Genomic DNA, 26,045 nt, shown 5'->3' with positions numbered 1-26,045 from the left:
TTATTCGTTTGGAAAATTCTTTTTAATGGCCTTTTCTGTGGTAATCATCATATAGATAAATCCTAAAATCATAAGTCCGATGCCCAAGCCCGTCGATGTGACTTCACTGATGTCCATCACCGCATCCAGAAAGGAAAAAGCTATTAACCCCAAGCCCAAGCTAACCATTATTTTGGTCGAGTACTTTTGGGCGAAGTCCCATGTCTGTTGGTTTTTCATGGAGGCTGCAGTTCGGTAGCCGTAGAGGTAATTTATTTTTTTGGGCGGAAACAACTTGGTGAGGATAGCGGTAATGGTTAACACGACTCCTATGAGGAAAGTAGTAATTCCTATTCGCTGGTTCAGATAATTCAAAAGGGTTTCCATATCATTCAAATTCAATAAAAATACTCGGGTCAATCGGGTAGCCGTCTTTCCACAATTCAAAATGCAAATGCACTCCCGTTGATTCTTGTCCGGTAGAACCGGCTAAAGCGATAACTTCTCCGCTCCTTACGGTATCCCCCTGAGCAACCGTTAACGAAGCCGCGTGTTTATAAACCGAAATAAAACCATTATTGTGCCGGATGATGACCACGTTTCCGGTATTCGGTGTCCAATCGGCAAAAATTACCGTGCCGCTTAATATGGATTTGATAGGTGTGTTTTTGGCCAAGGCTACGTCAACAGCGTAGTGCTTTTCTTTGGGATTGAATTCTTCGGTAATCATGCCTTTTACCGGTGGGAAAAGCACTATACTTACCTTTGGTTTTGCTTTTTCAAAAAGATTGTATTTGTCTTCACGAGCCACTTCTTCGCGCAGTTTTAAATCGGCTTTACTGGGTTGTAAGTCTTCCTCTGAAATAGGTTCGGTAGTAGTCGCGGTGATTGAATCTTTACTAAATTTCGCATATTCCAAATCCCCGGTCAACACCTTTCGGATGGAGGCAATATAAGCTTCGTTTTTCTTTAATGCTTTGGATAACGAATCGGATTTCAGTGCTAATTCGGTTGCATCTTTTTTGAGTTTAGAAGAAGCATAACCCGGGATATATTCGCGCAGCGGAGTAAAGGCAATGATGTAAGTGGTAACAAAAATAATCAACAAAGCGCCAATGGTAGCCACCACAAAGACATTCATCAAAGTCAATCGCAACGAAAAGACTTCGGCAAAAGTATCTTCATTCAAAATAACCAAGCGGTTTTTTGTGAATAGTTTTTTCTTTAAGATTTTACGCTTGAGTCGTTTTTCCGACATGAGTATTGATTAAGCAACAAATATAGAAAATAATGTTGGGTTCATTTTTCAATACGTTAACGAACTTTAACGATAAATATTGTGCTGAAAATAAAAACTATGTCTATTTTCTTTATACATTTGTCGTCGATTAATACTAATACGCGAAAGCACAAAATTATATATCATGGGAAGTATGGGAATATCAGAATGGCTAGTTATTTTAGTCGTTATTTTATTATTATTTGGTGGTAAAAAAATTCCGGAATTAATGAAAGGACTTGGAACCGGAGTAAGAGAATTCAAAGAAGCTGCCAAAGGTGAAGAGAAAGCCGCTGAAACAAAAAAAGACGAAGAGAATAAATAATATCTTTATCCTAAAAAACAAATCCCAAATTCAGTTGCTGAGTTTGGGATTTTTATATTTAAAAAATCATTGTGAGCTGAATGCGTTTGCGCTCCTCATCTACCTCAACCACCTTGACCTGCACGTGTTGGTGCATTTTGACTACTTCATTCACATCTGAAACAAACCCTTCCTTGAGTTGGGAAATGTGCACCAGGCCGCTTTCTTTAATACCAATATCTACAAAACAGCCAAAAGCAGTGATGTTATTGACAATTCCCGGTAAAATCATACCGCTGCGCACATCTTTAATCGATTTCACGTTGGCATCAAATTCAAATACCTTAGCGGCTTTACGCGGATCTAAGCCCGGTTTTTCCAATTCTTTTACAATGTCTTTTATCCCCAAAATCCCCACCTCGGCCGTGAGGTAACGTTCCGGTTGTATCAGGCCTATTTTTTCTTTATTGCCAATCAGTTCAGCGGTTTTTAAGCCTAAATCTTTGGCCATTTTTTCTACAATAGGATACGCCTCGGGGTGCACCGCCGAGTTGTCTAACGGATTTTTACCGTCTTTAATTCGTATAAATGCCGCTGCTTGCTGAAAAGCCTTATCCCCCAAACGCGGTACTTTTTTTAATTGTTTTCGGTCGTCAAAAGGCCCGTTCTCGCTTCGGAAGGCGACAATGTTCTCGGCCATTTTTTCACCAATTCCCGAAACATAACTCAACAGCGATTTACTGGCGGTGTTGATATTGATGCCCACCGAGTTCACGCAGCGCACCACTACGGTATCGAGTTCTTCCTTGAGTTTGGTTTGGTCTACATCGTGTTGGTACTGCCCCACGCCTATCGATTTCGGATCGATTTTCACCAGCTCCGCCAACGGGTCTGAAAGTCTTCTTCCGATGGAAACTGAACCGCGAACCGTCACATCATAATTCGGGAATTCGTCACGGGCAATTTTACTGGCCGAATACACCGAAGCCCCGGCCTCGGAAACCACAAATACCTGTACCGGTTTATCAAAAGCGATTTTTTTGATGAAAAATTCGGTTTCCCTTGAGGCGGTTCCGTTCCCAATAGAAATGGCTTCAATATTATAGGCATTCACCATCGATTTGATTTTTTTCATCGCCATCGCCGTTTCGTTTTGAGGCTGATGTGGGTAAATGGTTTCGTTGTACAACAAGTCGCCTTTTTCGTCTAAACACACCACTTTGCAACCCGAACGATAACCGGGATCGATGGCCAGGATGCGCTTTTCTCCCAATGGCGGCGCCAGTAACAACTGACTCAAATTGCCGGCAAACACTTCAATGGCTTTGGCATCGGCTTTGGCTTTGGCCTCTTGTAGGGTTTCGTTAGCAATGGCAGGTTCCAACAATCGTTTGTAACTGTCTTTGATGGCCAAACGCAATTGGTCAGCCGTTTCTCTGTTGTTTTTTATCGTGTTGTTTTCAATAAATTCGAGGGCTTCCTCGTTTTCAATTGCTACATTGAGTTTGACAAAACCTTCAGCTTCGGCGCGGAGCATGGCTAACAATCGGTGGGAAGGCGCTTTTGAAATGGGTTCGGCCCAATCAAAATATTGCTTGAATTTCTGAGCTTCTTCTTCCTCCTGCTTTTTCTTGACCACGCTGGTTGAGACTACCGCTTTGCGCTGAAACATGCGGCGCAGGTTTTTGCGGATGTAAATGTTTTCATTGATCCACTCGGCTATAATGTCACGGGCGCCTTGTAACGCTTCGTCTTCGTTGGTTACTTGGGCATTCAGATATTTTGAGGCTATAAATTCGATATCGTCCGCGTTTTGCGCCATGATGATTTTGGCCAAAGGTTCCAACCCATTCTCGCGGGCCACATCGGCTCGGGTTTTCTTTTTCTTTTTATAGGGCAAATACAAATCCTCTATTTCCTGAAGGTCAAAACTGTTCTCAATTTTGGCTTTTAAATCCGCTGTCAGTTGTCCTTGTTCTTCTATCGCTTTCAACACACTGTCTTTGCGTTTTACGATGTCGTCGTATTGCTTGGCAAGTTTGGCAATCTGCTCAATGACAACCTCGTCCAGGTTTCCGGTTTGATCCTTGCGGTAACGGGAAATGAACGGTATGGTACAATCTTCCTTGAGTAAATTCAGGGTGTTTTCAATGCTTTTGGGTGAAGCCGTAATTTGGCTTTGAATAAATTGTATGTGGGTCATTTTGAGAATTTAATTTTGAAGGTGTTGGAAAGCTTTCCCCAGATTTTCTATGACATCGGTAATCAGCATGCTCTCGGGACTTTGGGTTTCGAGGGTCATATCGGCGGCCAATCCGTGAAGATACACGCCTACTACCGCCGCCTGAATCGGTTCATACTTTTGCGCCAAAAAAGCGGTAATGATACCGGTCAGTGCATCGCCCGAACCGCCTTTGGCCAAACCGGCATTTCCGGTAGTGTTTTCAAAAGAAGCGGTTCCGTCAGTGATAAACGTTTTGTGGCTTTTCAAGACAATAATGAGCTGGAGTTCCTTTGCCTTTTGCACCGCGGTTGCTCTTCTTTCTTTTTCTGAATGGTGCACCCCAAATAATCGATCGAATTCTTTGGTGTGGGGTGTCAATATGGTTTGGGGTAAAAGTTGTGAGATGCCTTGGTTTTGGGCCAATATGTTTAGGGCATCGGCATCGAGGACTATTGGGACATGGGTGTTTTGTAACAGTGCTTTCAATTTTTTTTCGGCTGACTTGTCGGTGCCCAATCCGGGGCCTATGGCTATGGCTGTGTATTTTTGAGTATGGCTTTCTTCTTCTCTAAATTCAGCCATAGCCACGGGTACCGCTATAAACAGTGTCGTTCTTTCTTTTTTGGGAATGTTGGCCGTGACCAACCCGACACCGGCGCGAAGCGCCGATTTTGCTGCAATTATCGCCGCGCCCATTTTGTCTTTGCTTCCGGCCACAATCAAAACATGACCGTGAGAACCTTTGTGGGAGTCGGGCAAGCGTTTTTTAAAAATTTGTCGGATGAAATGTAAATCTACCTGCTCCATAAGCCGTTAATCCTGTACAATGAAATCTTTGGTGACTTCTTCCTTTTTAAATTCGGGTTGAATGTTGATGTGATTGATGCCGAATTTTTCAAAAAGCACCATTTCTATCTGATGCAACAATTCGTTGAATTCGCTCATTTTGATATCTTCTTCACAATCGAGATGCGCTTCGAGGTGTAACTCTTCGTCATTGAGATGCCACACGTGAATGTGGTGTAATTTCCCAACACCCCGAATTTTGTGCACTTCGCGCACCAATTCTTTGATATCAATAAAATCGGGCGTAAAGAGCATAAGCATTTTGGTGGATGCTAACAATAACTTGCCGCCAACAACAATCAAATAAACCGCAATGGCAATAGTCATGACGCTATCTACCCAAAACCAACCGTAAAACTTCATCAGTAACCCACCGACCAACACCGCCACTGAGGCCAACATATCAGTCAATAAATGCAGGTAAGCCGATTTCATATTAATATTGTGTTCGGCATCTTTTTGAAGCAGCAGCACCGAAAGTCCGTTAACCACTATGCCTAAAAGCGCCAACCAAATAACCAACCCCGATTCAATGGGGTGCGGATTAAAAAAACGTTCAATGGCACCGTAAATTAAAATAAAGGCTACGATAACCAATGTGGCAGCATTCACAAACGCCGCAATCAGTTCGGCTCTTTTGAATCCGAAAGTATTGTTGATAGACGCTTTTCTTCGGGAAAGTTTATGCGCTATCAAGCTAAATACTAAGGACAATACATCTGAAAAATTGTGAAGCGCATCCGATAGCAAGGCCAAACTTCCCGAGACAATTCCTCCGATGATTTGAGCCAGGGTTATCAACAAATTGAGCAGTATGGAAAAAACCAGGTTTTTACCCTTTACTTCGTGTTTGTGGATATGAATGTGGTCATGCCCCATGGTTATTGACAGGCAATTTTATTGACGCGGTTGGCGTGTCTTCCGCCTTCGAAAGAAGTCTTCAAAAAAGTATCTACCATATCTACCGCTTGTTGTATTGACGTAAAACGGGCCGGAATGCTGATGATATTCGCATCATTATGCTGGCGGGCCAGGACGGCAATTTCTTTGGTCCAACAAAGCGCGGAGCGAATGCCCTGATGTTTGTTAACCGTCATATTAATACCATTTCCCGATCCGCAGATTACGATACCAAAATCGGCTTTACCTGTTTCTACATCAACGGCAACCGGATGACCAAAATCGGGATAATCGACACTGTCAACAGTATCGGTTCCGTGGTTAATTACTTGGTGTCCGTTTTGTTCTAAAAAAGTGACTATGGCTTTTTTATACTCGGGACCGGCGTGATCGTTTCCTATAGCGATTTTCATGTTGAATTATTTGCAGTTTAAAGCACAAATTTACGCAAAGTATCGGTTGAATTTTTACTTTATTGTAACTCCTTGATTTTTAAAAGTTAGCGATTGTGCTCAAATATGATATTATTATAAGTAATTGAAAATCATTATCATTTATTTATTATAAATGTTAAAAAATTGCCTTGTTAATAGTGTTTTGCAAATCATTGATAATCAGTTAACTTTAATTTAACATGAATTGTTAACAACTTTGGATAGAAAATTAGAAGTTTTTTAAGGTTGAATACACTTTTTTTCTAATCAAAAACAGGAATGGAAAAATCAAATTTAGTTTGGTCTTTTTTTAGAAAATTTATCAGCATAAAAAAACAGGTTTTCAACAATAATCAACAACTAAACTTATTAAAAATTATATCGTATTTTAATGTGTTAACAACTGTTGATAAGAATTAAAATTTCATTCATTATAAGAACTTTATACTCCCTTAACATTGTTAATTTCTCTGTATAAGTTGGGAAAACTTTTAAATCATATCTTTTCATAAAAAGTTATTGCCACTATTAACACGCTATAATAACCATCAAAAATTAATTTTTTAAAATCTTTTCTTTTTGATGTTTTTAGTATGTGTTGACAACTTTGGTTTTCTAAACAATTTTTAAATTGTTGTTTAAGTTGTCTAAAATTTGTTGAACTACTTCTTTATCGTTGGGATGTATTTTGAGTTGAATGCCACCGTAAGCCAAACTGGCCAGTGGATCGGTTGAAACCAAATTTTCGTTTTGAAATAAATACGGAATTCCCTCTCGGTCTAAAATTGTTTTTAAAACCAGGATTTCATGAACGAAATTAAAGGTGGCAATTGTGATAAATTCAGTCATTATTCTGAGTTTTTGATAAAGGTACTAATTGTTATTTTTTAATTAAAACTAATCATCTATTACTGTTTACTGGTTACTATTTTGTAATTTTCAGCATTAATTGAAAAGATACAATGAGTAAGAAACCTAAAAAGTTTGGAAAGAATACCAAAACCTTTTCCGAAAAGATATTTAAAATACTATCCAAGAACGCCAATAAACCTTTCAACTACAAACAAATAGCTGCTATCTTAGAGTTAGATGATACCAAAAGCAGAAATGAAATCATCAAAGATTTGAAGATTCTTGCAGCACAAAAACTCATCATAGAATCCGAACCCGGAAAATATTTGGTGAAAGCCAGTAGTCAAAAATACTACGAAGGAACGATTGATATGACTTCCAGAAAGACTGCTTACTTAATTTGTGACGAATTAGAAAATGATGTTTTTATCCCTTTTGTAAATCTTAATCACGCCTTAGACGGTGATAAAGTAAAGGCTTATGTGTACGACCGGAGAAGTTCGAGAAAGCCGGAAGCCGAAGTGTTGGAAATTTTAGAAAGGCACAAAGAAGAATTTGTTGGGGTAATCGATATCCAAAAGAATTTCGGTTTTGTTACTACAGCTAATGCTAAAATGTACACCGATATTTTTATCCCGAAAAATAAATTAGGAGATGCCCAACATGGCGATGTAGTGCTGGTTAAACTAGAAGATTGGCCAACTAAAGCTGATTCCCCTTTTGGATCGGTCATCAAAGTACTCGGAAAACCAGGTGAACACAATACTGAGATTCATGCCATACTGGCTGAATACGGATTACCGTATGATTTTCCGATTGAAGTAGAAGCTTATGCTAATAAAATAGATACTTCGATAACACAAGAAGAAATTAACAAACGACGCGATATGCGTGAAGTGTTGACTTTTACCATAGACCCTAAAGATGCAAAAGATTTTGACGATGCACTATCTTTTCAGGTTTTAGAAAATGGAAATTTTGAAATTGGAGTTCATATAGCCGATGTTTCTCATTATGTAAAAGAAGGAACTATACTGGATGATGAAGCCTATAAAAGAGCTACTTCGGTGTATTTGGTTGATCGAGTAGTTCCCATGCTTCCCGAAGTCTTGTCAAATTATGCCTGTTCCCTTCGTCCGCATGAAGAAAAATATACTTTTTCAGCCGTTTTTGAAATTACTCCAAAAGCTGAAGTGGTTAACCAATGGTTCGGAAGAACAGTTATTTTCTCTGATCAGCGTTTTGCTTATGAAGAAGCGCAACAAATTATTGAAACCAAATCAGATATAATTCCGGCAGAAATATCTTTAACCGGAAAAGAATATAAAGCACCACCTGAAATTGTAAATGCTACGCTTAAAATGGATGAATTGGCTAAAATTCTCCGCAGAAAAAGAATGGCAGCCGGAGCGATTTCATTTGATAAAGTAGAAGTAAAATTCAATTTAAATGAAGAATCAGAGCCAGTTGGTGTATTTTTTAAAATATCAAAAGATGCTAATCATCTGATTGAAGAATTCATGCTGTTGGCCAACAGAAAAGTAGCTGAATTTATTGGGAAACAAAAGAAAACCTTTGTATACCGAATTCACGATGAACCCAATGAAGACAAATTGATGAATTTACAAACTGTGATTTCAAAATTCGGTTATACGATTAACATGAAATCAAAACAGGATATATCAAAATCATTGAATAATTTACTCAATGAGGTTAATGGTCGTAAAGAACAAAATTTAGTCGATACCCTTACCATTCGAAGTATGAGTAAAGCGGTGTATTCTACCGAAAATATTGGTCATTATGGTTTGGCTTTCGATTTTTACAGTCATTTTACTTCTCCCATCCGACGGTATCCTGATGTGATGGCACATCGATTGTTGCAGTATTATTTAGACGGAGGAAAAAGCGTCAGCCAGGAAGAATACGAAGAAAAATGCGCTCATTCTAGCGATATGGAAGCTTTAGCAGCTCAAGCCGAAAGAGATTCAGTGAAATACATGCAGGTTAAATACATGCAGGATCATAAAGATCAGGAGTTTTTAGGGGTGATTTCGGGTGTGACCGAATGGGGAATTTATGTAGAAATCATTGAAAACAAATGTGAAGGAATGGTTCGTATTCGGGAGATTAAAGAAGATTACTATGTTTTTGATGAAAAGCAATACGCTTTGGTCGGACAAGTTTCTAAAGGTTTGTTGCAATTGGGTGACGAAGTATATGTTAAAGTAAAAAATGCCGATTTAGTCAAGAAACAACTCGATTTTCATTTTGTAAGAAGAAAAGAATAGCATGAAAAAAATAGTTTTTAGTTTAGTATTATTGAGTTCAGTAGCTTTTGGTCAAGTTGAAAAAAATGTGGGTGATTTTTCCAAAATAACCGCTTTTGACCGCATAGATGTATTCCTCATTCCGGGTAGTGAAAACAAAGTACTTTTAGACGGAAACGGGGCAGATGAAGTACAACTTGTAAATAAAAACGGAGAGTTAAAAATCAGAATGCCACTAACCAAAATGCTTGATGGTGATAATATATCGGCTACGGTTTATTATAAAAATATCAATGCTATAGAAGCTAATGAAGGTTCCAGAATAGCAAGTGGTGATAAAATTAAAGTTACTGCTTTTGATATTATTGCCAAAGAAGGATCAGAAGTGAAATTGATTTTGGATGTGGCAAAATTGACTGTCAGAACCGCTAACGGTTCTAAAATTACATTGGAAGGAAAAGCCAAAAATCAAGATGTAGTTGTAAATTCAGGCGGAATTTACGAAGCGGAAAAACTTATAACGGAACAAACTACAATTGCCGGAAATGCCGGTGGAGAAGCTGACATTTTTGCTACTGATTTGGTAGATGCTAAAGTAAGAGCTGGTGGGAACATCACTATATATGGCAAACCAAAACAAATCAATCAAAAAGTCATTGCCGGCGGAACGATTAAAGAAGCCAAATAGAAATACTTGAATTTGTTAAAATTTAGTTCTAAATTGCAGTGTCAAAATTTGAAGCATGGTTTTATTAAACGATATTTTATCCGCCATTCCGCTTGGTTTCTTTCTTAGTTTTATGATTGGGCCTGTTTTTTTTGTTTTACTGGAAACCAGTGTTGTCAAAGGATTCAGAGCCGCTGTGATGTTTGATTTAGGTGTTGTTTTAGCTGATGTGATTTTTATTCTTATCGCTTTTTTCAGTAGTTACCGATTGATTCAGAGCATAAAAGATGATCCGGCTTTGTTTATTTTTGGTGGATTGGTAATGCTTACATACGGTATCATTTCTTTCGCCAAAAACCGAAAAGAATCTAAAAAAAGTATAGATGAAATCGACCCGAAAGAGTTGGCTAAAACAAACTATTTTTCTTTGTTCATAAAAGGTTTTTTCCTGAATTTCATCAATATCGGAGTATTGGGATTTTGGCTGGCTATTTTAATTACCATAGGACCTCAGTTGCAGTTGAATCCTACCAGAATGTTGACATTTTTCACTACTCTGATTCTTAGTTATTTTGTCACAGATATTTTTAAAATATTGTTAGCTAAGCAATTAAGAAACCAACTCAATCCGAAAAACATTCTTTTAATCAAGAAATTTATCAGTATAGTTTTAATCATTTGTGGGGTAGTTCTGTTATCGCAAGCTTGGTTTCCCAAAGAACAAAAAATGGTTAATAAAGCTTTTGAACAACTGGAAGAAAAGCAATAAACCCAATGCTATTATAAATTAATAACCTCCCAATCCGGAGGTTTTTTGTTTTAAAATATACTGTGTTAGGCTATATTATTAATCCGAAATTTAGTTGATAAGTTTTTACAAGTAAACATAAAAAAAACCTTCAAGTTATCTTGAAGGTTTTTGAGGCATCGTCCGGATTCGAACCGGAGTATACGGTTTTGCAGACCGGTGCCTAGCCACTCGGCCACGATGCCAGTTGGACGGCAAATATATAAAACAATTGATAATTATCAATTGATAATTGATAATTTTTAGAATTGGTAATTCTTTTAACTGCGGTATTCTTCCATTTCAATGGTAACTGCTTCAACATCACCACCAATAGGAGGGTTTAGTTTAGAAACACCTAACACAATTCGGGATACTGATGGGATTTCCTTAAAGATTCTGGTAATGATTCGGTGGGCAACATGCTCTAATAACTTGGAGCGAATGGCCATTTCTTCTTCTACAATTTTGTTTAAAAGCACATAATCAACCGTATCTTTGAGTTCATCTGATACCGAAGATTTTCTTAAATCGGTCTTGATTTCTAAATCTACACGGTAATCAGAACCAATTCGGGCTTCTTCTTCTAAACAACCGTGAAAAGAAAAAGTTCTGATATTTTGCAATTTAATAGTTCCCATTATTTTGATTTCCTGTCAATTTTCAAAACTTCAAATTTTCAAATTGACTAATTAAACATATCTTTGCTAAAATTACAAAAATAATGTCAACAGAAGAGAAGTCTTTAAATTTTATAGAGCAAATTATAGAGGAAGACTTGAAAAACGGATTGTCAAAAAACAAGCTTCGTTTTCGTTTTCCGCCTGAACCTAATGGGTATTTACACATAGGTCATGCCAGTGCTATTTGTTTAAATTTTGGTTTAGGAATTGATTATCAGGCGCCCGTAAACTTGCGGTTTGATGATACTAATCCGGCTAAAGAAGAGCAGGAGTATGTTGATGCTATCAAAAGAGATATAGAGTGGTTAGGATACCAATGGGCAAACGAATGTTATGCTTCCGATTATTTTCAGCAGTTGTATGACTGGGCTGTTGAATTTGTAAAAAAAGGAAAGGCTTATGTTGACAGCCAATCTTCTGAAGAAATGGCTAAACAAAAAGGTACACCTACACAGGCAGGAACTAATTCTCCTTACAGAAATCGTTCCGTTGAAGAGAATTTAGATCTTTTGAAACGTATGAAAAACGGAGAATTTCCTAACGGAACTCACATTCTTCGGGCTAAAATTGATATGGCACATACCAATATGCTCATGCGTGATCCTATTATGTACCGCATTTTACATTCGCACCACCACAGAACCGGTGACCAATGGTGTATCTATCCAATGTATGACTGGGCACATGGTGAAAGTGATTATTTAGAACAGATATCTCATTCCTTCTGTACACTAGAATTCTTACCACACAGAGAGCTATACGACTGGTTTTTAGACCAAGTATACGATTCAACTAAGGTTAGACCCAAACAAAGGGAATTTGCCCGTAGAAATCTTTCCCATACCGTAGTTTCTAAAAGAAAACTGTTGCAATTGGTAGAAGAAAAACATGTAAGTGGTTGGGATGATCCCCGTATGAGTACGATTTCCGGGATGCGAAGACGTGGTTATCCGCCAATGGCTATCAGAAATTTTGCCAAAACTATCGGAATTGCTAAACGAACTAATTTGATTGATGTATCCTTGTTAGAATTTTGCGTTCGAGAGGAATTGAACAAAACCACCCATCGTGTTATGGCTGTTTTGAATCCGGTGAAATTAATTATTACCAACTATCCTGAAGGAAAAGAAGAATGGTTAGAAGCCGAAAACAATCCGGAAGAAGAGGTAATGACATACAGAAAAGTGCCTTTTGCTAAGGAATTATACATCGAAAGAGAAGATTTTCAGGAAGAAGCTAACAAGAAATTTTTCCGTTTAACTCTTGGAACTGAGGTTCGTTTAAAAAATGCATATATCATTAAAGGTGAAAGTGTTGTGAAAGATGCTGACGGAAATATTACTGAAATCCACTGTACCTATGATACTGATTCCCGAAGTGGTAGTGGAACGGAAGCTTCTCAAAGAAAGGTAAAAGGAACCATTCATTGGGTTTCTATCCAACACGCGATTCCGGCTGAAGTTAGGATTTACGATCGATTATTTTCACATGAAAGTCCAGATGGAAACAAAGAAATTGATTTCAAAGAATTCATTAATCCAAATTCATTGGAAGTAATTACCGGTTATGTTGAACCAAGTTTGCAATCGGCCAAAAATTTAGACCAATTTCAATTCCAACGTTTGGGATATTTTTGTGTAGACAAAGATTCTTCGGCTGAAAAATTAGTTTTTAACAAAACGGTTGGTTTGAGAGATACTTGGGCCAAAGTGGAAGCCAAAGACTAAATTTTTTAAAATAGATTTTACAAATGAAAGCTCACTTTTTTAGTGGGCTTTCTTATTATTTATAAAATCAATTTAAAACAAAATAATATAATTTAAAACTATTAAAATTGACCTTCATATTTTGGTTTTATTCCAGTTTCAAAACAGAAGCAAGTAAATTTATCACTAATTAAAAGAAATGCGATTAAAGCTCTTTAAAATGAGTTTTGGTGTTTTTCAGTTGATTTAACTTTTGATGCATTCATTTTTTTTGTAACTTTAATCAAATAATAAAAATTAAAATTATGTCATCACAAAATAACAGTCTCATTGCACTTTTGGCAGGAGCAGCAGTCGGAATTGGATTGGGGATTTTGTTTGCCCCTGATAAAGGTTCAAAAACCAGAGAAAAAATCAAAGACGGTTTCAATGACTTGAAAGAAGGTGCTAAAGAAAAGTACACAGATACCAAAGAAGAGCTAAAAGATTCTATTGACGAATTACTCTCTAAATCGAGTTACAAAGCGGAAGAAGCCATAACTTATTTAGAAGAAAAATTAGCCGAACTCAAAGCTCAAAATGCCAAACTTCAAAAATAATGGCACTGGAAGATATTAAAGATAATCTTGAAGATATTCAGGATAATGCTAAGGCTTATGTTGAAACCAGTTTGGCTTATTACAAGCTTTGGGGTTTTAAGGTAGCTATGAAGTCAACCACTTTGGCAGTTAAGTTTTTGCTGATTGCTTTGTGTTTGACAATAGTTTTGTTATTCGTTTCAGTGGCAGGTGCGTTGGCTTTGGGGGATATTTTGGGTAGTTATCCTCTCGGATTTTTGTTTATAGCCGGTATTTTTTTGGTTTTGGCTTTACTTTTGTTTTTAGTAAAAGACAAAATTGTAGAAGGACCTATTTTGGAGAAATTCTCTGAGATATTTTTTAATGACTAATTATGGAAACCAAAAAATATTCTTCATACGCTCAAATAGAGCAGGAGTTGGAAATTCTGAGAGTTGAACGCGAAATTTATTATCAAAAGATTCACCTGAATGTTGAAAAAACTAAGGAGAGTTTGGTTCCCACTAAAACTTTGTCTTTTGTCAGCAATGTGTACAAAGAGGTTTTTTCAGGTACAGTTGGGACGATTATAAAAGCATTAATTCCAATAGCCATCAATTGGTATATAAACAGAAAAAGAGGCGATTAAGCCTCTTTTTTAGTATCGTAAACTATTGTTATTTTGTTGGTTCTCCCGGATTCGAAGTGTCTGAGGGGTTGTAATCCATAGAAGTTTTGTTACCTCTGTCTTTCACTCTTTTCGGTTGTTTTTTCATTTCTTCACCAATGATGCTCGATGCCGTAAAACTGGTTACCATGTTGTTCAACATGTCGCTGGCAGCTTGTGGAGAGTTAGGCAATAAAATTAAATTCGAATTGGTATCGGCACCAATGGCTTGTAAAGTGTCATAGTGTTGTGTGATTACAATCAGTGCCGAAGCTTCCTGAGAGTTGATGCCTACTTGATTTAATACTTCTACACTTTCTACCAAACCTTTGGCAATTTCTCTACGTTGATCGGCTATACCCTGACCTTGTAATTTTTTACTTTCGGCTTCTGCTTTGGCTTTGGCAACAATTCTGATGCGTTGAGCATCCGATTCAAACATTGCAGCTGTTTTTTCTCTTTCGGCAGCATTAATACGGTTCATGGCATTTTTTACCTGAATATCAGGATCGATATCGGTAACCAAAGTATTGATAATGTCATAACCGTAGGCCATCATGGCTTCGTTTAATTCGCGTTTAACGGCAATAGCAATATCGTCTTTACGAACAAAAACATCATCCAAAATTAATTTAGGAACCTCGGCACGAACTACATCAAAAACATACGCTGTAATTTGATCGTGCGGATATTCTAACTTATAAAAAGCCTCGTAAACGTGTTCCTGAATCACTTTAAACTGAACCGAAACTTTCATCTTGATGAATACGTTGTCTTTGGTTTGTGTTTCAATAATAACATCTAATTGTTGAATTCTTAAGTTTACCCGACCTGCAATTCTGTCGATGATAGGGAGTTTAAGTTGTAAACCCGAGTTTCGAATACTGAGGAACTTTCCAAAACGCTCAATAACGACCGCCGTTTGTTGTTTGACAGTAAAGAAGGAAGAGAAAAGAAGCACAAGACCAATGAATAAAATGATTAGGATAACTGGCATGATGTTTTAAATTAAATTGTTAATACAGTCTTTATACGAAATATATGTATGTTTGTTACAAATTATAAGATGCAAAACATGAATAAAAAAATTACAATTCTTTTGTTGTTCGTTTCAACAATGGGATTTGCTCAGTATAGCTACCGTGACGGAAACCGAATTGGGCTTTCTTTTGGGGTTTCACAAACCGCTTTATTTACCAATAATTTTTCTACCAAGCCTGAAATGGGTTTTGCCGGAGGGCTTTCGGTTCGCGGAAATTACTACAACAACTGGAGCATGATTTACGGGATGCAGTTTTTTTCCAATAATTTTTCGACTGAATCTACCTTGAATCAAAAAATTAAATACAATTTATCCGGAGTCCAAATTCGACTTTTACTGAGTTATAATGTCATCCAAGACCATGTTTCAATTGACTTTGGACCAGTGCTTCAAATTAACGGAAAACTCAAGACTGAAAGCGCTAATGACAGCAAAACTATCAAAGGAACTCTGTTAAAAGCCAGTCAAATAGAGGATATTTCACCAATTAGCGGTAATTTTTATTTGGGATGTTCAGCAGGAAGTAAAACGATCAGAGCCGTTATTTTTTATGAATACGGATTTACCAATATCCTTAACAGACTCAATAAAGACTCTGATTTAAAACCATTAAATAATGGCGATAAGTTCAAAGGGAATTTAGGAAGTATTAATGGACAAGTGATTATTAATTTGTAGAAAAGTCATTTTTTTAAGAAAAATAATATAGAAAACCAAAATATTAAATATTTTGGCTTTTTAATTAAACAACAAAACTTTACATTTTATTATGAAAAAAATATTGATCCTTTTTTTAATTTTCCAATCAATGAATTCAAACTCTCAAGTTTGTGTTGGAAAAGCAAACTACTATAACGAAAAAACAGAAGAAAACACATTAGAGGAAATAAATAACTTCAAAAACACAACTACAGTTTTTGTTTTACCAGAAAAAGATAGAAGTTCATTTGAAAAGATAGTCAAAGATAATTGGGATCTCACTAAATACGAGTTCATTTCCTTATCTGAATATAAAGAGAATAAAGAAAAATATACTTATCCGACATACTCTTTTTTAAAATTTGACAACTATATTTTAGATAGCGAGAAAACGTATTGGTCTTTTTTAAATCTAAATCTAGGTTATTCAAAAGTTAAACAATTCAAGAAAAATGGAAAATCAACTTTTGAAACAACTTTTTTAGCGACAGTTTTTTTATCTCCAGTAATGAATTTAAAATTCAAAAATTATGAAGATTATAATTCTGGTAGTTCGATTATGAATTATAATATTGGATTTTTTAAAAATCAAATACAGTACATTAATTCAAGTATAAAAACTAATGAAAATTTTAATTGTTTACAAGAGTTTAAGAACAAGGAAAAATTGAATGAGTTAAAAACAAAAAAATTATTTATTCTTCAAAAAGCAAGAGAAAATCAACAATTTGTTTTAAAAAATGATACGGATTCTGAAATAAACGGTCTATTATCAAAGTATGAATATGGTTATCAATTAGTATCTTCAGAGGAATTAAATAACAGGATTTTAAATGAAACAGAGGAATTTTATTATTTAATGTATTCTCAGATTAATTCGAAAAAAATAGTTAGTATTATTAGTAGTAAGACAGGAGAGATTATCTACAACTCTTTAGATAGACTTTCTTATTCTTTAAAGGATAGCGATTTTAAAAAAATATCAAATGAAATTAAAAAATCATAAAAAAAGCCCCGAATTTCGGGGCTTTTCTTTTATAATGTTGCGATGGCTTTTTCCAATCGCGTAATGGTTTCCTCTTTGCCGATTAATTCGGCTATATCAAAAAGATGTGGGCCTTTGAGTGCTCCAACCAAACTCAATCGGAACGGTTGCATTACTTTTCCCATGCCGATTTCATTGTTGGTCATCCAGTCTTTTACCACAGTTTCAATATGGGCAGAAGTAAAATCACTGATGTTTTCTAATACCGATGTCAATTCCTGCATTAAACTCGGGGTTTCTTCTTTCCAGTTTTTCGCTGCTTTTTCATCATAAGCCGTTGGTGCCACAAAGAAATAATCGGCTAAATCCCAGAACTCGGAAACAAAATTAGCGCGCTCTTTTATCAGCGAAACGATAGTGATTAATTTATCATTTTCAACAGTAATTCCTTTTTCGGAAAGGATAGGAGCAAAGGCTTTCGCCAAAGTTTCATTGCTTTGTTTTTGCAAATATTGATGGTTGAACCATTTGTTCTTTTCAGGGTCAAATTTTGCTCCGGCTTTGTGCACGCGGTTCAAATCGAATTTATTTGCTAATTCTTCTAACGAGAATAATTCCTGTTCAGTGCCATCATTCCAGCCAAGCAAAGCCAGGAAATTGATAACAGCTTCCGGGAAAAATCCTTTTTCACGGTAACCCGATGAAATACCTTCTTCGCTTTTCCACTCTAATGGAAATACCGGGAATCCCATTTTGTCGCCATCGCGTTTAGACAATTTTCCGTTACCTATAGGTTTTAAAATCAACGGTAAGTGTGCAAATTCAGGCGCTTCCCAACCAAAAGCTTTGTATAATAAATGGTGCAACGGCAAACTGGGCAACCATTCTTCGCCCCGAATCACGTGAGAGGTTTCCATCAAATGATCATCAACAATATTGGCCAAATGATAAGTCGGCATACCGTCAGATTTGAACAAAACTTTATCGTCTAACAAATTGGTTTCAAATTTTAAATCGCCGCGAATGATATCGTGCAGGTGCAACGTTTCATTAACTGGAGTTTTAAAACGAATCACATAGGCATCACCGTCCGCAATTCTTTTTTCGGTTTCTACTGCAGAAAGAACCAGTGAAGTATCTAATTTTTCCCGGTTGTGCCAATTGTAAATAAAGGTTTTCCCTTGTTCCTCGTGTTGTTTACGGTGCATATCTAAAGCTTCAGCTGTATCAAAAGCGTAGTAAGCCCAGCCCGAATTCACTAACTGGTCAGCATATTGCTTGTATAAATGTTTTCTTTCGGATTGACGGTAAGGACCGAATTTTTCATTTTTTCCGACTGTTTCACTCGGGGCAATCCCTAACCATTCCAAAGCTTCAAAGATGTAGGCTTCCGCACCGGGAACAAATCGGTTTTGATCGGTATCTTCTATTCGCAAATAAAAAACACCGTTATTTTTTTTGGCAAATAAATAATTGAATAAGGCAGTACGAACACCACCTATGTGCAATGGTCCGGTTGGACTCGGAGCAAAACGAACTCTTACTGGTCTTGACATTTTCTTAAAATTTACTGCAAAGATACGCTATCGAAGTATCAATTTAAAAATTTGAAAATGAGATAATTTTACGCCGCTTTCCTTAGTAAATTTTTAACGCTCGGGTATTCGGTAAAAATTGTACATTTATCGGTTATAAAAAAGAATAGTGTAACTGTGGAAAAATCAACCCTTATTTATCAGAAACTGGAAGACTTCATCAGGAAGTTCTATACCAATGAATTGTTGCGTGGAGCTATTTTCTTTGTGGGATTGGGATTGTTGTATTTCATCTTCACGCTTTTTGTTGAGTATTTTCTTTGGTTAAAACCTGCTTCAAGAACCATTTTGTTTTCATTGTTTGTGGTTGTTGAACTGTTTCTTTTGTTGCGATTTATACTGTTTCCTGTTTTTAAACTTTTTAAACTTCAAAAAGGGATTGATTACAATGATGCCTCAGCCATTATTGGGAATCATTTTAGTGAAGTAGGGGATAAGCTGACTAATTTCCTGCAATTATCCCAAGATCAAAACAAATCGGAATTATTGTTGGCTTCTATTAATCAAAAAGCAAATACATTGCAGCCTATTCCTTTTGGCAACGCTATTAACTTAGGTAAAAACAAAAAATATTTACCGCTGGCTGTAATTCCTATTTTATTCTTTTTGTTTTTTCTTATTTCAGGCAAAGGCGAAATTTTATCACAGAGTTTGAATCGTGTGGTGCATTTCAAGCAACAGTTTTTGCCGCCTGCACCGTTTGAATTTGTTGTGGTTAATAATACTTTACAAACTGAACAGAATAAGGATTTTTTGCTAAAAGTAAAGACTGTAGGCAAGGTTGTGCCCGAAAATGCGATGATTTTTATTGGCAATGAAAGTTATTTTATGGAAAGCAACAAGGCTGGAGAATTTGAATTTGTAATTCCAAAACCTTCGGAAAATATTGAATTTCACATCGAAGCTAATGATGTCACTTCACATGAGTATGAATTGAAAGTGGTTACGGTTCCGTCCATCGCTAACTTTGAAATGATATTGAATTTCCCCGGTTATTTAAATAAAAAATCTGAAACAATCAAAGGAACCGGTAATGCCATTATTCCCGAAGGAACCAAAGTTACCTGGAGAATGAATACATTGGCCACACAAAAAGTAGACTGGATCAACGAAAATAATCACTTCAATTTTACCAAAAATGAAAACGAGTTTTTGTTGACTAAAAGCATTCTTCAAAATACCGAATACCAGATATTAACCTCAAACGAAAAAGTTCAGAATTACGAGAAGCTGAACTATCAAATTTCGGTCATCAAAGATCAGTTTCCAACCATTACGGTTAATAATGCACCTGATAGTTTGAAAGTGAATAAGAATTTTATACTAGGTCAGGTTTCCGACGATTATGGGCTTTCTAAACTTCAGGTTGTTTATTATCCTAAGGATAAACCAACTGTAGCTAAAAAAGCGCTTATAAACGTTAAAAAAGATGTTTACGATCAGTTTGTATTTGCCTTCCCAAGCAATCTTCCTGTGGAAGAAGGTGTTTCGTATGAGTATTATTTTGAGGTTTTTGATAACGATGTCATTCACAACTTCAAAAGCACCAAATCTTCTGTTTTCAGTAACCGAATTGCTACCGAATCTGAAAAGCAAGATGAAATGCTTAAACAGCAGAACGATAATATTAATTCTTTAGCTAAATCATTAAAAGCTCAAGACAAGCAACTCTCCGAAATGGATAGGCTGCAAAAAATGGGCAAGGAAAAGGATAATCTTGAATACAAAGAACAGCAAAAAATTGATGATTTTATTCAGCGTCAAAAGCAACAAGATCAGTTGATGAAAGAGTTTACCGAGAAGATGAAAGATAACTTGGATCAATTCAAGACCGAAAAGAAAGATGATAAAAAAGATTTGTTGCAAGATCGATTAGAAAAAACTCAGAAAGATCTGGAAAAGAATCAAAAGTTACTGGATGAACTCAAAAAGCTGAATGACAAAATCAGTAAAGAAGAGTTGTTCGAAAAGATGGAGAAATTCCAACAAGCCAGTAAGAATCAAACGAAGAGTTTGGAGCAATTGGTTGAGTTAACAAAGCGTTATTATGTAGAAAAAAAGGCGGAACAAATTGCTGATAAACTATACAAGCTTGCTGATAAGCAAGATAAACTATCGGATAAAAATGATGAAAATAACGCAGAGAAGCAGGATGAAATCAATAAAGAATTTGACAAGTTGCAGGAAGAGTTAAATGATTTGGAAAAAGAAAACAAAGAGTTAAAAGCTCCGATGGATTTGCCTAAAACAGATGAAAAGGAGAAAAGTATCGATGAGGATTTGAAAGAAGCCAAAGATCAATTGCAAAAGCAACAAAAAGCCAAAGCCAAGCCAAAGCAAAAAAGTGCTTCCAAAAAAATGAAGCAAATGAGTCAGCAAATGATGGAAGGTATGGATGCCGGTGAAATGGAGCAGATGGAGGAAGACGTTGCCATGTTGCGTCAAATTCTGGACAATCTTTTAGCGTTTTCTTTTTCTCAGGAAGATGTGATGAAGCAATTCAAAAACTTAAAACGTGGTGCTCCTTCTTTTAATAAAAATTTAAAAATTCAACAAGATCTCAGACAACAGTTCAAACACGTTGATGACAGTTTGTTTGCCATGTCTTTGCGTAATCCGAAAATTGCCGAAGACATTACCAAAGAGATTGGCAATGTTCAATACAACGTTGACAAAGCAATAGAAACATTAGCAGATGCTAATATTCCAAAAGGTAATTCACATCAGCAGTATGCTGTTTCTTCTTCGAATAAGTTGGCAGATATGCTGAGTGATATTTTGAACAGTATGCAAATGCAGATGCAGATGCAAATGCCGGGACAAGGAAAAGGTAAACCAAAACCGGGTCAAGGTGACGGAATGCAGTTGCCGGACATCATTAAGAAACAAGACGGTTTGGGTGAGAAAATGAAAGAAGGCATGAAGAAGGGTCAGAAACCCGGCGAAAAACCCGGCGATGGCAAAGAAGGTAAACAAGGTGAGAAACCTGGCAATGGTCAGCAGGGAAGTAAAGGAAATAAAGGACAGCAAGGAGGAAATTCCAGTAGTGGACAAGGTAATCAAAAGGGTGGTGATGAAGGTCAGGATGGTGAAGGTGATGCTAAGGCAATAATGGAAATTTATAAAGAACAACAACAGTTAAGAGAGGCTCTTGAAAAAGAATTGAAGAAGCAAGGAATGGGTGGCAATGGTCAAAACACACTCGATCAGATGAAGCAGATTGAAAAGCAATTGTTGAATAAAGGTTTTAATAATGAAACCCTTCAAAAGATACTGAATGTTAAATATGAATTGTTAAAATTGGAAAAGGCTTTGCAACAACAAGGCGAGGATAAAAAGCGTCAATCTGAAACAAATAAGAAAGAATTCGGCAATCAAGCTAATGCCCTTCCTGCCAAGCTTCAAGAATATTTAAACAGTATTGAAATTTTAAATAGACAAAGCTTACCTTTGCGCTCCAATTTTAACCAAAAGGTTCAAGAATATTTTAAAACCAATGATTAGTTTTAATTACGAGACAGATTTCAAGTTAGCTGATGAAAAGCTATATGCCGAATGGATTTCTAAAGTCATTAGCTCCGAATTAAGAAACGAAGGTGACATCAATTACATCTTCTGCGACGATGAATATTTGATTGAAATAAACCAGCAATACCTCAATCATGATACGTTAACAGATATCATTAGCTTTGATTATTCTATAGGAAATGAATTACATGGAGATGTTTTTGTTTCTGTTGAAAGAGTTCGTGATAATGCAGTAGATTTTAATGTTGATTTTGAAGAAGAACTCAGACGCGTCATGATACATGGGATACTTCATTATTGCGGATATAAAGATAAAACCACAGAAGACGAAAAAGTAATGCGTGCAAAAGAAGAGGAGAAAATGCAAATGTTCCACGTGAAACAAAATTAAAATGTTTTTAGAAAGATACGATACAATTGTAGTTGGAGCCGGACATGCCGGTTGTGAAGCTGCGGCTGCTTCAGCCAATATGGGTTGTAATACTTTATTGGTTACGATGAGCTTGCAAAACATAGCACAAATGTCTTGTAATCCGGCTATGGGTGGAATTGCAAAAGGACAAATTGTTCGTGAAATTGATGCGCTTGGTGGGTATTCCGGAATTGTTTCTGATAAGACTGCGGTGCAATTCAAAATGCTTAATAAATCAAAGGGCCCAGCTATGTGGTCGCCCAGAGTGCAAAGCGACAGAATGCGTTTTTCCGAAGAATGGAGATTGATGTTGGAACGAACACCTAATCTTGATTTTTATCAGGAAATGGTAAAAGGTCTTTTGATTCAAAATGGCAAAATCGAAGGAGTTGTTACTTCATTGGGAATTGAAATCAAAGCCAAAACGGTTGTTTTAACCAATGGGACATTCTTAAACGGTTTGATCCACATTGGCGATAAACAATTCGGTGGAGGCAGAGCAGGCGAAAGCGCTGCTTACGGAATTACTGAGGATTTGATTAAAGCTGGTTTTGAAGCCGGGAGGATGAAAACAGGAACACCACCCAGAGTTGATGGCCGTTCTTTGGATTATTCCAAAATGAGAGAGGAGCCGGGCGATTTAGTACCTGATAAATTTTCTTATTCAGATGAGACTAAACCTTTAACTCATCAAATCCTTTGTCACATGACATATACTTCTAATGAAGTGCACGATATTCTTCGCGAAGGTTTTGATCGTTCTCCAATGTTTAATGGAAGAATCAAAAGTATCGGTCCTCGTTACTGTCCTTCTATTGAAGATAAGATTAATCGTTTTGCAGACAAAGAAAGACATCAATTATTTGTTGAACCGGAAGGCTGGAATACCGTTGAAGTTTATGTTAATGGTTTTTCTACATCTTTGCCCGAAGATATTCAGTTTAAAGCCCTGCGTTCGGTAGAAGGTTTTGAAAAGGTTAAGTTTTTCAGACCCGGTTATGCTATAGAGTATGATTATTTTCCGCCTACACAGTTGAAGCATACACTTGAAACCAAGTTGGTAGAAGGCTTGTATTTTGCCGGTCAAATAAACGGTACTACTGGTTATGAAGAAGCCGCTTCACAAGGTTTAATGGCCGGAATCAATGCTGCTTTGAAAGTCAAAGGACAAGAACCAATGATTTTAAGACGCGATGAAGCTTATATAGGAGTGTTAATCGATGATTTAATTACAAAAGGAACTGAAGAGCCTTATCGTATGTTTACTTCACGAGCTGAATACAGAACGCTATTGCGCCAGGATAACGCCGATTTTCGTCTAACAGCCAAATCGTACGCCATAGGTTTAGCTTCGGAAAAACGATTGAAAAGAATGGAATATAAGTTCAATGAAAGTGAAAAGATGGTTAACTTTTTTAAAGAAACCAGTCTTACGCATGATGAAGCTAATCCAATTTTGATTGAAAAGGGAAGTGCACCTATGACTCAATCGGATAAGATGTTTAAAGTATTTTCGCGTCCGCAAATTGAATTGGAAGATATACTCAGATTTGAAAAAGTTCTAAATTACATTCAGGAACATGATTTAGATAAAGAAATCATTGAGCAGGCTGAAATACAAGTTAAATATTCGGGCTATATAGAAAAGGAGAGAAATAATGCTGAAAAGCTGACTCGACTGGAAGATATTAAAATCCCTGAAAATTTTGATTATGAAAAAATTAAATCCATGTCAATAGAAGCAAAGCAAAAATTAGGAAAAATTCGTCCGATAACCATTTCCCAAGCTTCCAGAATCAGCGGAGTCTCTCCGGCAGATATTTCCGTTTTACTAATTCACATGGGAAGATAGTTTAGCGTTCCACGTGAAACTAAGTTTGTCAAGCCTTATCAATACTGCGTTTATATGAGTTTTAAGAATAATATTTTTTTTCAAAAAGTCAGAGATTATTCTGTTTCTAAAGAAATTTTCGAATTACATCACAATCCGGAATACGACATGTTGCTTACATTTCCTAAACCCAGTTTAGAGAAATTGCCAAGTTACTATGAAAGTGACGACTACATTTCGCATACTGATGGGAAACGCTCTCTTTTTGAAAAGCTGTACCACATGATAAAAAATGTTGCGCTAAAGAATAAATTGAAATTAATCAATGCTCAATCTCCTAAAGGAAGAATTTTAGATATAGGAGCCGGTACAGGAGATTTTTTGGTAGTAGCAAAAAATGATGGTTGGCAAATAACCGGAATTGAGCCCAGCACAAAAGCAAAAACAATTGCGTTAAACAAAGGAGTGTCTTTTGCAGAGAATCTAGCGGTACTCGAAGACCAATCTTTTGATGTCATTACAATGTGGCATGTTTTAGAACACGTACCCAATCTTGAAGAATACATTTCAGAGTTAAAAAGATTGATAAAACCTAACGGTACGATTATTATTGCTGTTCCCAATTTCAAATCTTTTGACGCAGCGTTTTACGGTAAATATTGGGCGGCTTTTGATGTACCCAGACATCTCTGGCATTTTTCAAAAACAACAATCAGTAAATTATTTGCTGAACACGAAATGAACGTTACCAGAGTACTCCCTATGAAATTTGACAGCTTTTATGTTAGCCTGCTGTCTGAAAAATACAAAACCGGTAAAATGAATTTCATCAGAGCTTTTTTTGTCGGATGGAAATCAAATCTCTCAGGAAAACGAACAAAAGAGTATTCGTCGCACATTTACATCATAAAAAATCAATAAAAAATCATTTTAAGCATCTATTTTTAATTAAAAACCCAAAAACCATTATAGCATCAACTTTGATTTTTAAATTGCTTAAATCGCTTTATTTTAAGCCGAATTCAATAAGAGAAAGCAATGGTTATTTTTTAAAGAATAATTATTTATTATATTAAAAAAACAGCTGAAAAATGATAGTTATTCTCGCCTGAGATATTTGATTTTTATTTTTATACTTTTGAAAGCAAATTTTATCTAATTCATAATGAAAAAAACAATCATCCTTTTTGCAATGGCACTAACCATTATGTCTTGCAACAAAACAACAGAGACAAAAGAATTTAAAACGGCCTACATTGATACGTCAAAATTAATGGAAGAGTCTATAGAGGCTAAAGATATTGAGGCAAAATACAAAGATAAATCAAAAGTAATGGGCAGTCAGTTAGAGGCTGAAGTTAACCGTTTCAAATCGGAGGCTGCCAATTTCAAGCAAAACGCCGCAGCAAACGGGCAGGCTTGGGCACAACAAAAAGGATCTGAATTGCAACAAAGAGAACAACAACTCAATTATGCCCAACAAGCTATGTTACAGCAATTGCAACAAGAAAGCGGAGCAGAGATGGATACTTTGGTTAAAGCATATAAGAAAATAATTAAAGATTTTGGTAAGGAAAAAGGATATGATTACATCTACGGTACCGGTGATGCACAATCAGTTTTATATGCCAAGGATAATTACGACATCACTAAAGAAATTATAAAATTAATCAACGATAAGTACAAATCTTCTGATAAAAAAGAAGAAAAAACAGAATCTAAGAAAGCCGAAAAAAAATAATTTATTGATTAAAAAAAACAAAAAAAGCCTCGATTTTCGAGGCTTTTTTATTATTAT

General features: G+C 36.2%; 25 protein-coding genes and 1 tRNA gene. 15 read left to right on the top strand and 11 right to left on the bottom strand.

Translation table 11 applies throughout. From position 1 onward, the window contains the following. Positions 1-366 carry an SdpI family protein gene (locus tag EZL74_RS01535; protein WP_131474825.1) on the bottom strand — a complete coding sequence of 122 codons (366 nt, stop codon included), beginning with the start codon at positions 364-366 and terminating at the stop codon, positions 1-3. Between the two features lies 1 nt (position 367). Next, positions 368-1,237 carry a M23 family metallopeptidase gene (locus EZL74_RS01530; RefSeq protein ID WP_131474824.1) on the bottom strand — a complete coding sequence of 290 codons (870 nt, stop codon included), beginning with the start codon at positions 1,235-1,237 and terminating at the stop codon, positions 368-370. 166 nt (positions 1,238-1,403) lie between these two features. Here EZL74_RS01530 and EZL74_RS01525 point away from each other — a divergent pair, with 166 nt between their 5' ends. Further along, positions 1,404-1,583: a Sec-independent protein translocase subunit TatA/TatB gene (locus EZL74_RS01525; protein WP_131474823.1), complete on the top strand. Its 180-nt coding sequence runs from the start codon at positions 1,404-1,406 to the stop codon at positions 1,581-1,583. A gap of 58 nt (positions 1,584-1,641) precedes the next feature. Here EZL74_RS01525 and EZL74_RS01520 read toward each other — a convergent pair whose 3' ends face one another. From EZL74_RS01520 to EZL74_RS01500, 5 genes are all read right to left on the bottom strand, one after another. Further along, positions 1,642-3,765 carry a Tex family protein gene (locus tag EZL74_RS01520; RefSeq protein WP_131474822.1) on the bottom strand — a complete coding sequence of 708 codons (2,124 nt, stop codon included), beginning with the start codon at positions 3,763-3,765 and terminating at the stop codon, positions 1,642-1,644. A gap of 9 nt (positions 3,766-3,774) precedes the next feature. Beyond that, on the bottom strand, positions 3,775-4,593 hold the full coding sequence (locus EZL74_RS01515) for an NAD(P)H-hydrate dehydratase (RefSeq protein WP_131474821.1): 819 nt from the start codon (positions 4,591-4,593) through the stop codon (positions 3,775-3,777). Positions 4,594-4,599: 6 nt separating this feature from the next. Continuing rightward, entirely contained in the window at positions 4,600-5,511 is a 912-nt protein-coding gene (locus tag EZL74_RS01510; RefSeq protein WP_131474820.1) for a cation diffusion facilitator family transporter, read from the bottom strand. A gap of 2 nt (positions 5,512-5,513) precedes the next feature. Beyond that, a complete protein-coding gene (gene rpiB / locus EZL74_RS01505) occupies positions 5,514-5,945 on the bottom strand; it encodes a ribose 5-phosphate isomerase B (RefSeq protein ID WP_131474819.1) in 432 nt (143 codons plus the stop codon). Positions 5,946-6,581: 636 nt separating this feature from the next. Further along, positions 6,582-6,815, bottom strand: a complete 234-nt coding sequence (locus EZL74_RS01500; RefSeq protein WP_131474818.1) for a DUF2007 domain-containing protein — start codon at positions 6,813-6,815, stop codon at positions 6,582-6,584. A gap of 113 nt (positions 6,816-6,928) precedes the next feature. Here EZL74_RS01500 and rnr point away from each other — a divergent pair, with 113 nt between their 5' ends. The 3 genes from rnr to EZL74_RS01485 are packed head-to-tail and all read left to right on the top strand — an operon-like array spanning position 6,929 to position 10,524. Next, on the top strand, positions 6,929-9,109 hold the full coding sequence (gene rnr, locus EZL74_RS01495; protein WP_131474817.1) for a ribonuclease R: 2,181 nt from the start codon (positions 6,929-6,931) through the stop codon (positions 9,107-9,109). Between the two features lies 1 nt (position 9,110). Then, positions 9,111-9,776: a head GIN domain-containing protein gene (locus tag EZL74_RS01490; protein WP_131474816.1), complete on the top strand. Its 666-nt coding sequence runs from the start codon at positions 9,111-9,113 to the stop codon at positions 9,774-9,776. A gap of 55 nt (positions 9,777-9,831) precedes the next feature. Then, the gene (locus EZL74_RS01485; protein ID WP_131474815.1) at positions 9,832-10,524 is read left to right on the top strand and encodes a LysE family translocator; all 693 of its coding nucleotides are present in this window, start codon (positions 9,832-9,834) and stop codon (positions 10,522-10,524) included. A gap of 153 nt (positions 10,525-10,677) precedes the next feature. Here the strand turns inward: EZL74_RS01485 and EZL74_RS01480 are convergent. Both EZL74_RS01480 and folB read right to left on the bottom strand, forming a co-directional pair. Further along, a tRNA-Cys gene (locus tag EZL74_RS01480) sits at positions 10,678-10,748 on the bottom strand. A 75-nt stretch (positions 10,749-10,823) separates the two neighbouring features. Further along, positions 10,824-11,183 carry a dihydroneopterin aldolase gene (folB, locus tag EZL74_RS01475; RefSeq protein WP_131474814.1) on the bottom strand — a complete coding sequence of 120 codons (360 nt, stop codon included), beginning with the start codon at positions 11,181-11,183 and terminating at the stop codon, positions 10,824-10,826. Positions 11,184-11,266: 83 nt separating this feature from the next. Here folB and EZL74_RS01470 point away from each other — a divergent pair, with 83 nt between their 5' ends. The 4 genes from EZL74_RS01470 (at position 11,267) to EZL74_RS01455 (ending at position 14,137) form a co-directional block, all read left to right on the top strand. Beyond that, complete coding sequence (locus tag EZL74_RS01470; RefSeq protein ID WP_131474813.1) at positions 11,267-12,952, top strand: glutamine--tRNA ligase/YqeY domain fusion protein; 1,686 nt, start codon at positions 11,267-11,269, stop codon at positions 12,950-12,952. 284 nt (positions 12,953-13,236) lie between these two features. After that, positions 13,237-13,530 (top strand): YtxH domain-containing protein, encoded by a 294-nt coding sequence (locus tag EZL74_RS01465; RefSeq protein WP_131474812.1) that lies wholly within the window; start codon positions 13,237-13,239, stop codon positions 13,528-13,530. Next, positions 13,530-13,880: a competence protein gene (locus EZL74_RS01460; protein WP_131474811.1), complete on the top strand. Its 351-nt coding sequence runs from the start codon at positions 13,530-13,532 to the stop codon at positions 13,878-13,880. The genes EZL74_RS01465 and EZL74_RS01460 overlap by 1 nt, the downstream gene beginning before the upstream one ends. Before the next feature lie 2 nt (positions 13,881-13,882). After that, a complete protein-coding gene (locus EZL74_RS01455; protein WP_131474810.1) occupies positions 13,883-14,137 on the top strand; it encodes a DUF6327 family protein in 255 nt (84 codons plus the stop codon). 28 nt (positions 14,138-14,165) lie between these two features. On the opposite strand, the gene EZL74_RS01450 is transcribed toward EZL74_RS01455, so the two are convergent. Further along, positions 14,166-15,152 (bottom strand): SPFH domain-containing protein, encoded by a 987-nt coding sequence (locus tag EZL74_RS01450; protein WP_161971677.1) that lies wholly within the window; start codon positions 15,150-15,152, stop codon positions 14,166-14,168. Between the two features lie 78 nt (positions 15,153-15,230). Between EZL74_RS01450 and EZL74_RS01445 the strand changes: the two genes are divergently transcribed. Then, positions 15,231-15,875, top strand: a complete 645-nt coding sequence (locus EZL74_RS01445) for an outer membrane beta-barrel protein (RefSeq protein ID WP_131474808.1) — start codon at positions 15,231-15,233, stop codon at positions 15,873-15,875. Between the two features lie 91 nt (positions 15,876-15,966). Beyond that, positions 15,967-16,902: a hypothetical protein gene (locus EZL74_RS01440; protein WP_131474807.1), complete on the top strand. Its 936-nt coding sequence runs from the start codon at positions 15,967-15,969 to the stop codon at positions 16,900-16,902. Between the two features lie 29 nt (positions 16,903-16,931). Here EZL74_RS01440 and gltX read toward each other — a convergent pair whose 3' ends face one another. After that, on the bottom strand, positions 16,932-18,437 hold the full coding sequence (gene gltX / locus EZL74_RS01435) for a glutamate--tRNA ligase (protein ID WP_131474806.1): 1,506 nt from the start codon (positions 18,435-18,437) through the stop codon (positions 16,932-16,934). A gap of 156 nt (positions 18,438-18,593) precedes the next feature. Here gltX and EZL74_RS01430 point away from each other — a divergent pair, with 156 nt between their 5' ends. The 5 genes from EZL74_RS01430 to EZL74_RS01410 all read left to right on the top strand — a co-directional run bounded on the left by EZL74_RS01430 (position 18,594) and on the right by EZL74_RS01410 (position 25,988). Further along, positions 18,594-21,980 (top strand): DUF4175 family protein, encoded by a 3,387-nt coding sequence (locus tag EZL74_RS01430; protein WP_131474805.1) that lies wholly within the window; start codon positions 18,594-18,596, stop codon positions 21,978-21,980. Beyond that, a complete protein-coding gene (gene ybeY, locus EZL74_RS01425; RefSeq protein ID WP_131474804.1) occupies positions 21,973-22,395 on the top strand; it encodes an rRNA maturation RNase YbeY in 423 nt (140 codons plus the stop codon). Before EZL74_RS01430 ends, ybeY begins: the two co-directional genes overlap by 8 nt. Before the next feature lies 1 nt (position 22,396). Further along, on the top strand, positions 22,397-24,268 hold the full coding sequence (gene mnmG / locus EZL74_RS01420) for a tRNA uridine-5-carboxymethylaminomethyl(34) synthesis enzyme MnmG (protein WP_131474803.1): 1,872 nt from the start codon (positions 22,397-22,399) through the stop codon (positions 24,266-24,268). 54 nt (positions 24,269-24,322) lie between these two features. Beyond that, positions 24,323-25,168 carry a class I SAM-dependent methyltransferase gene (locus EZL74_RS01415; RefSeq protein WP_131474802.1) on the top strand — a complete coding sequence of 282 codons (846 nt, stop codon included), beginning with the start codon at positions 24,323-24,325 and terminating at the stop codon, positions 25,166-25,168. A gap of 244 nt (positions 25,169-25,412) precedes the next feature. Continuing rightward, positions 25,413-25,988 (top strand): OmpH family outer membrane protein, encoded by a 576-nt coding sequence (locus tag EZL74_RS01410; RefSeq protein WP_131474801.1) that lies wholly within the window; start codon positions 25,413-25,415, stop codon positions 25,986-25,988. The last annotated feature ends 57 nt before the right edge of the window (positions 25,989-26,045 follow it).

Origin of the sequence: Flavobacterium silvisoli (assembly GCF_004329815.1) — a bacterium.
Lineage (GTDB): Bacteria > Bacteroidota > Bacteroidia > Flavobacteriales > Flavobacteriaceae > Flavobacterium > Flavobacterium silvisoli.
This window is presented reverse-complemented; position numbering and strand designations above follow the sequence as displayed.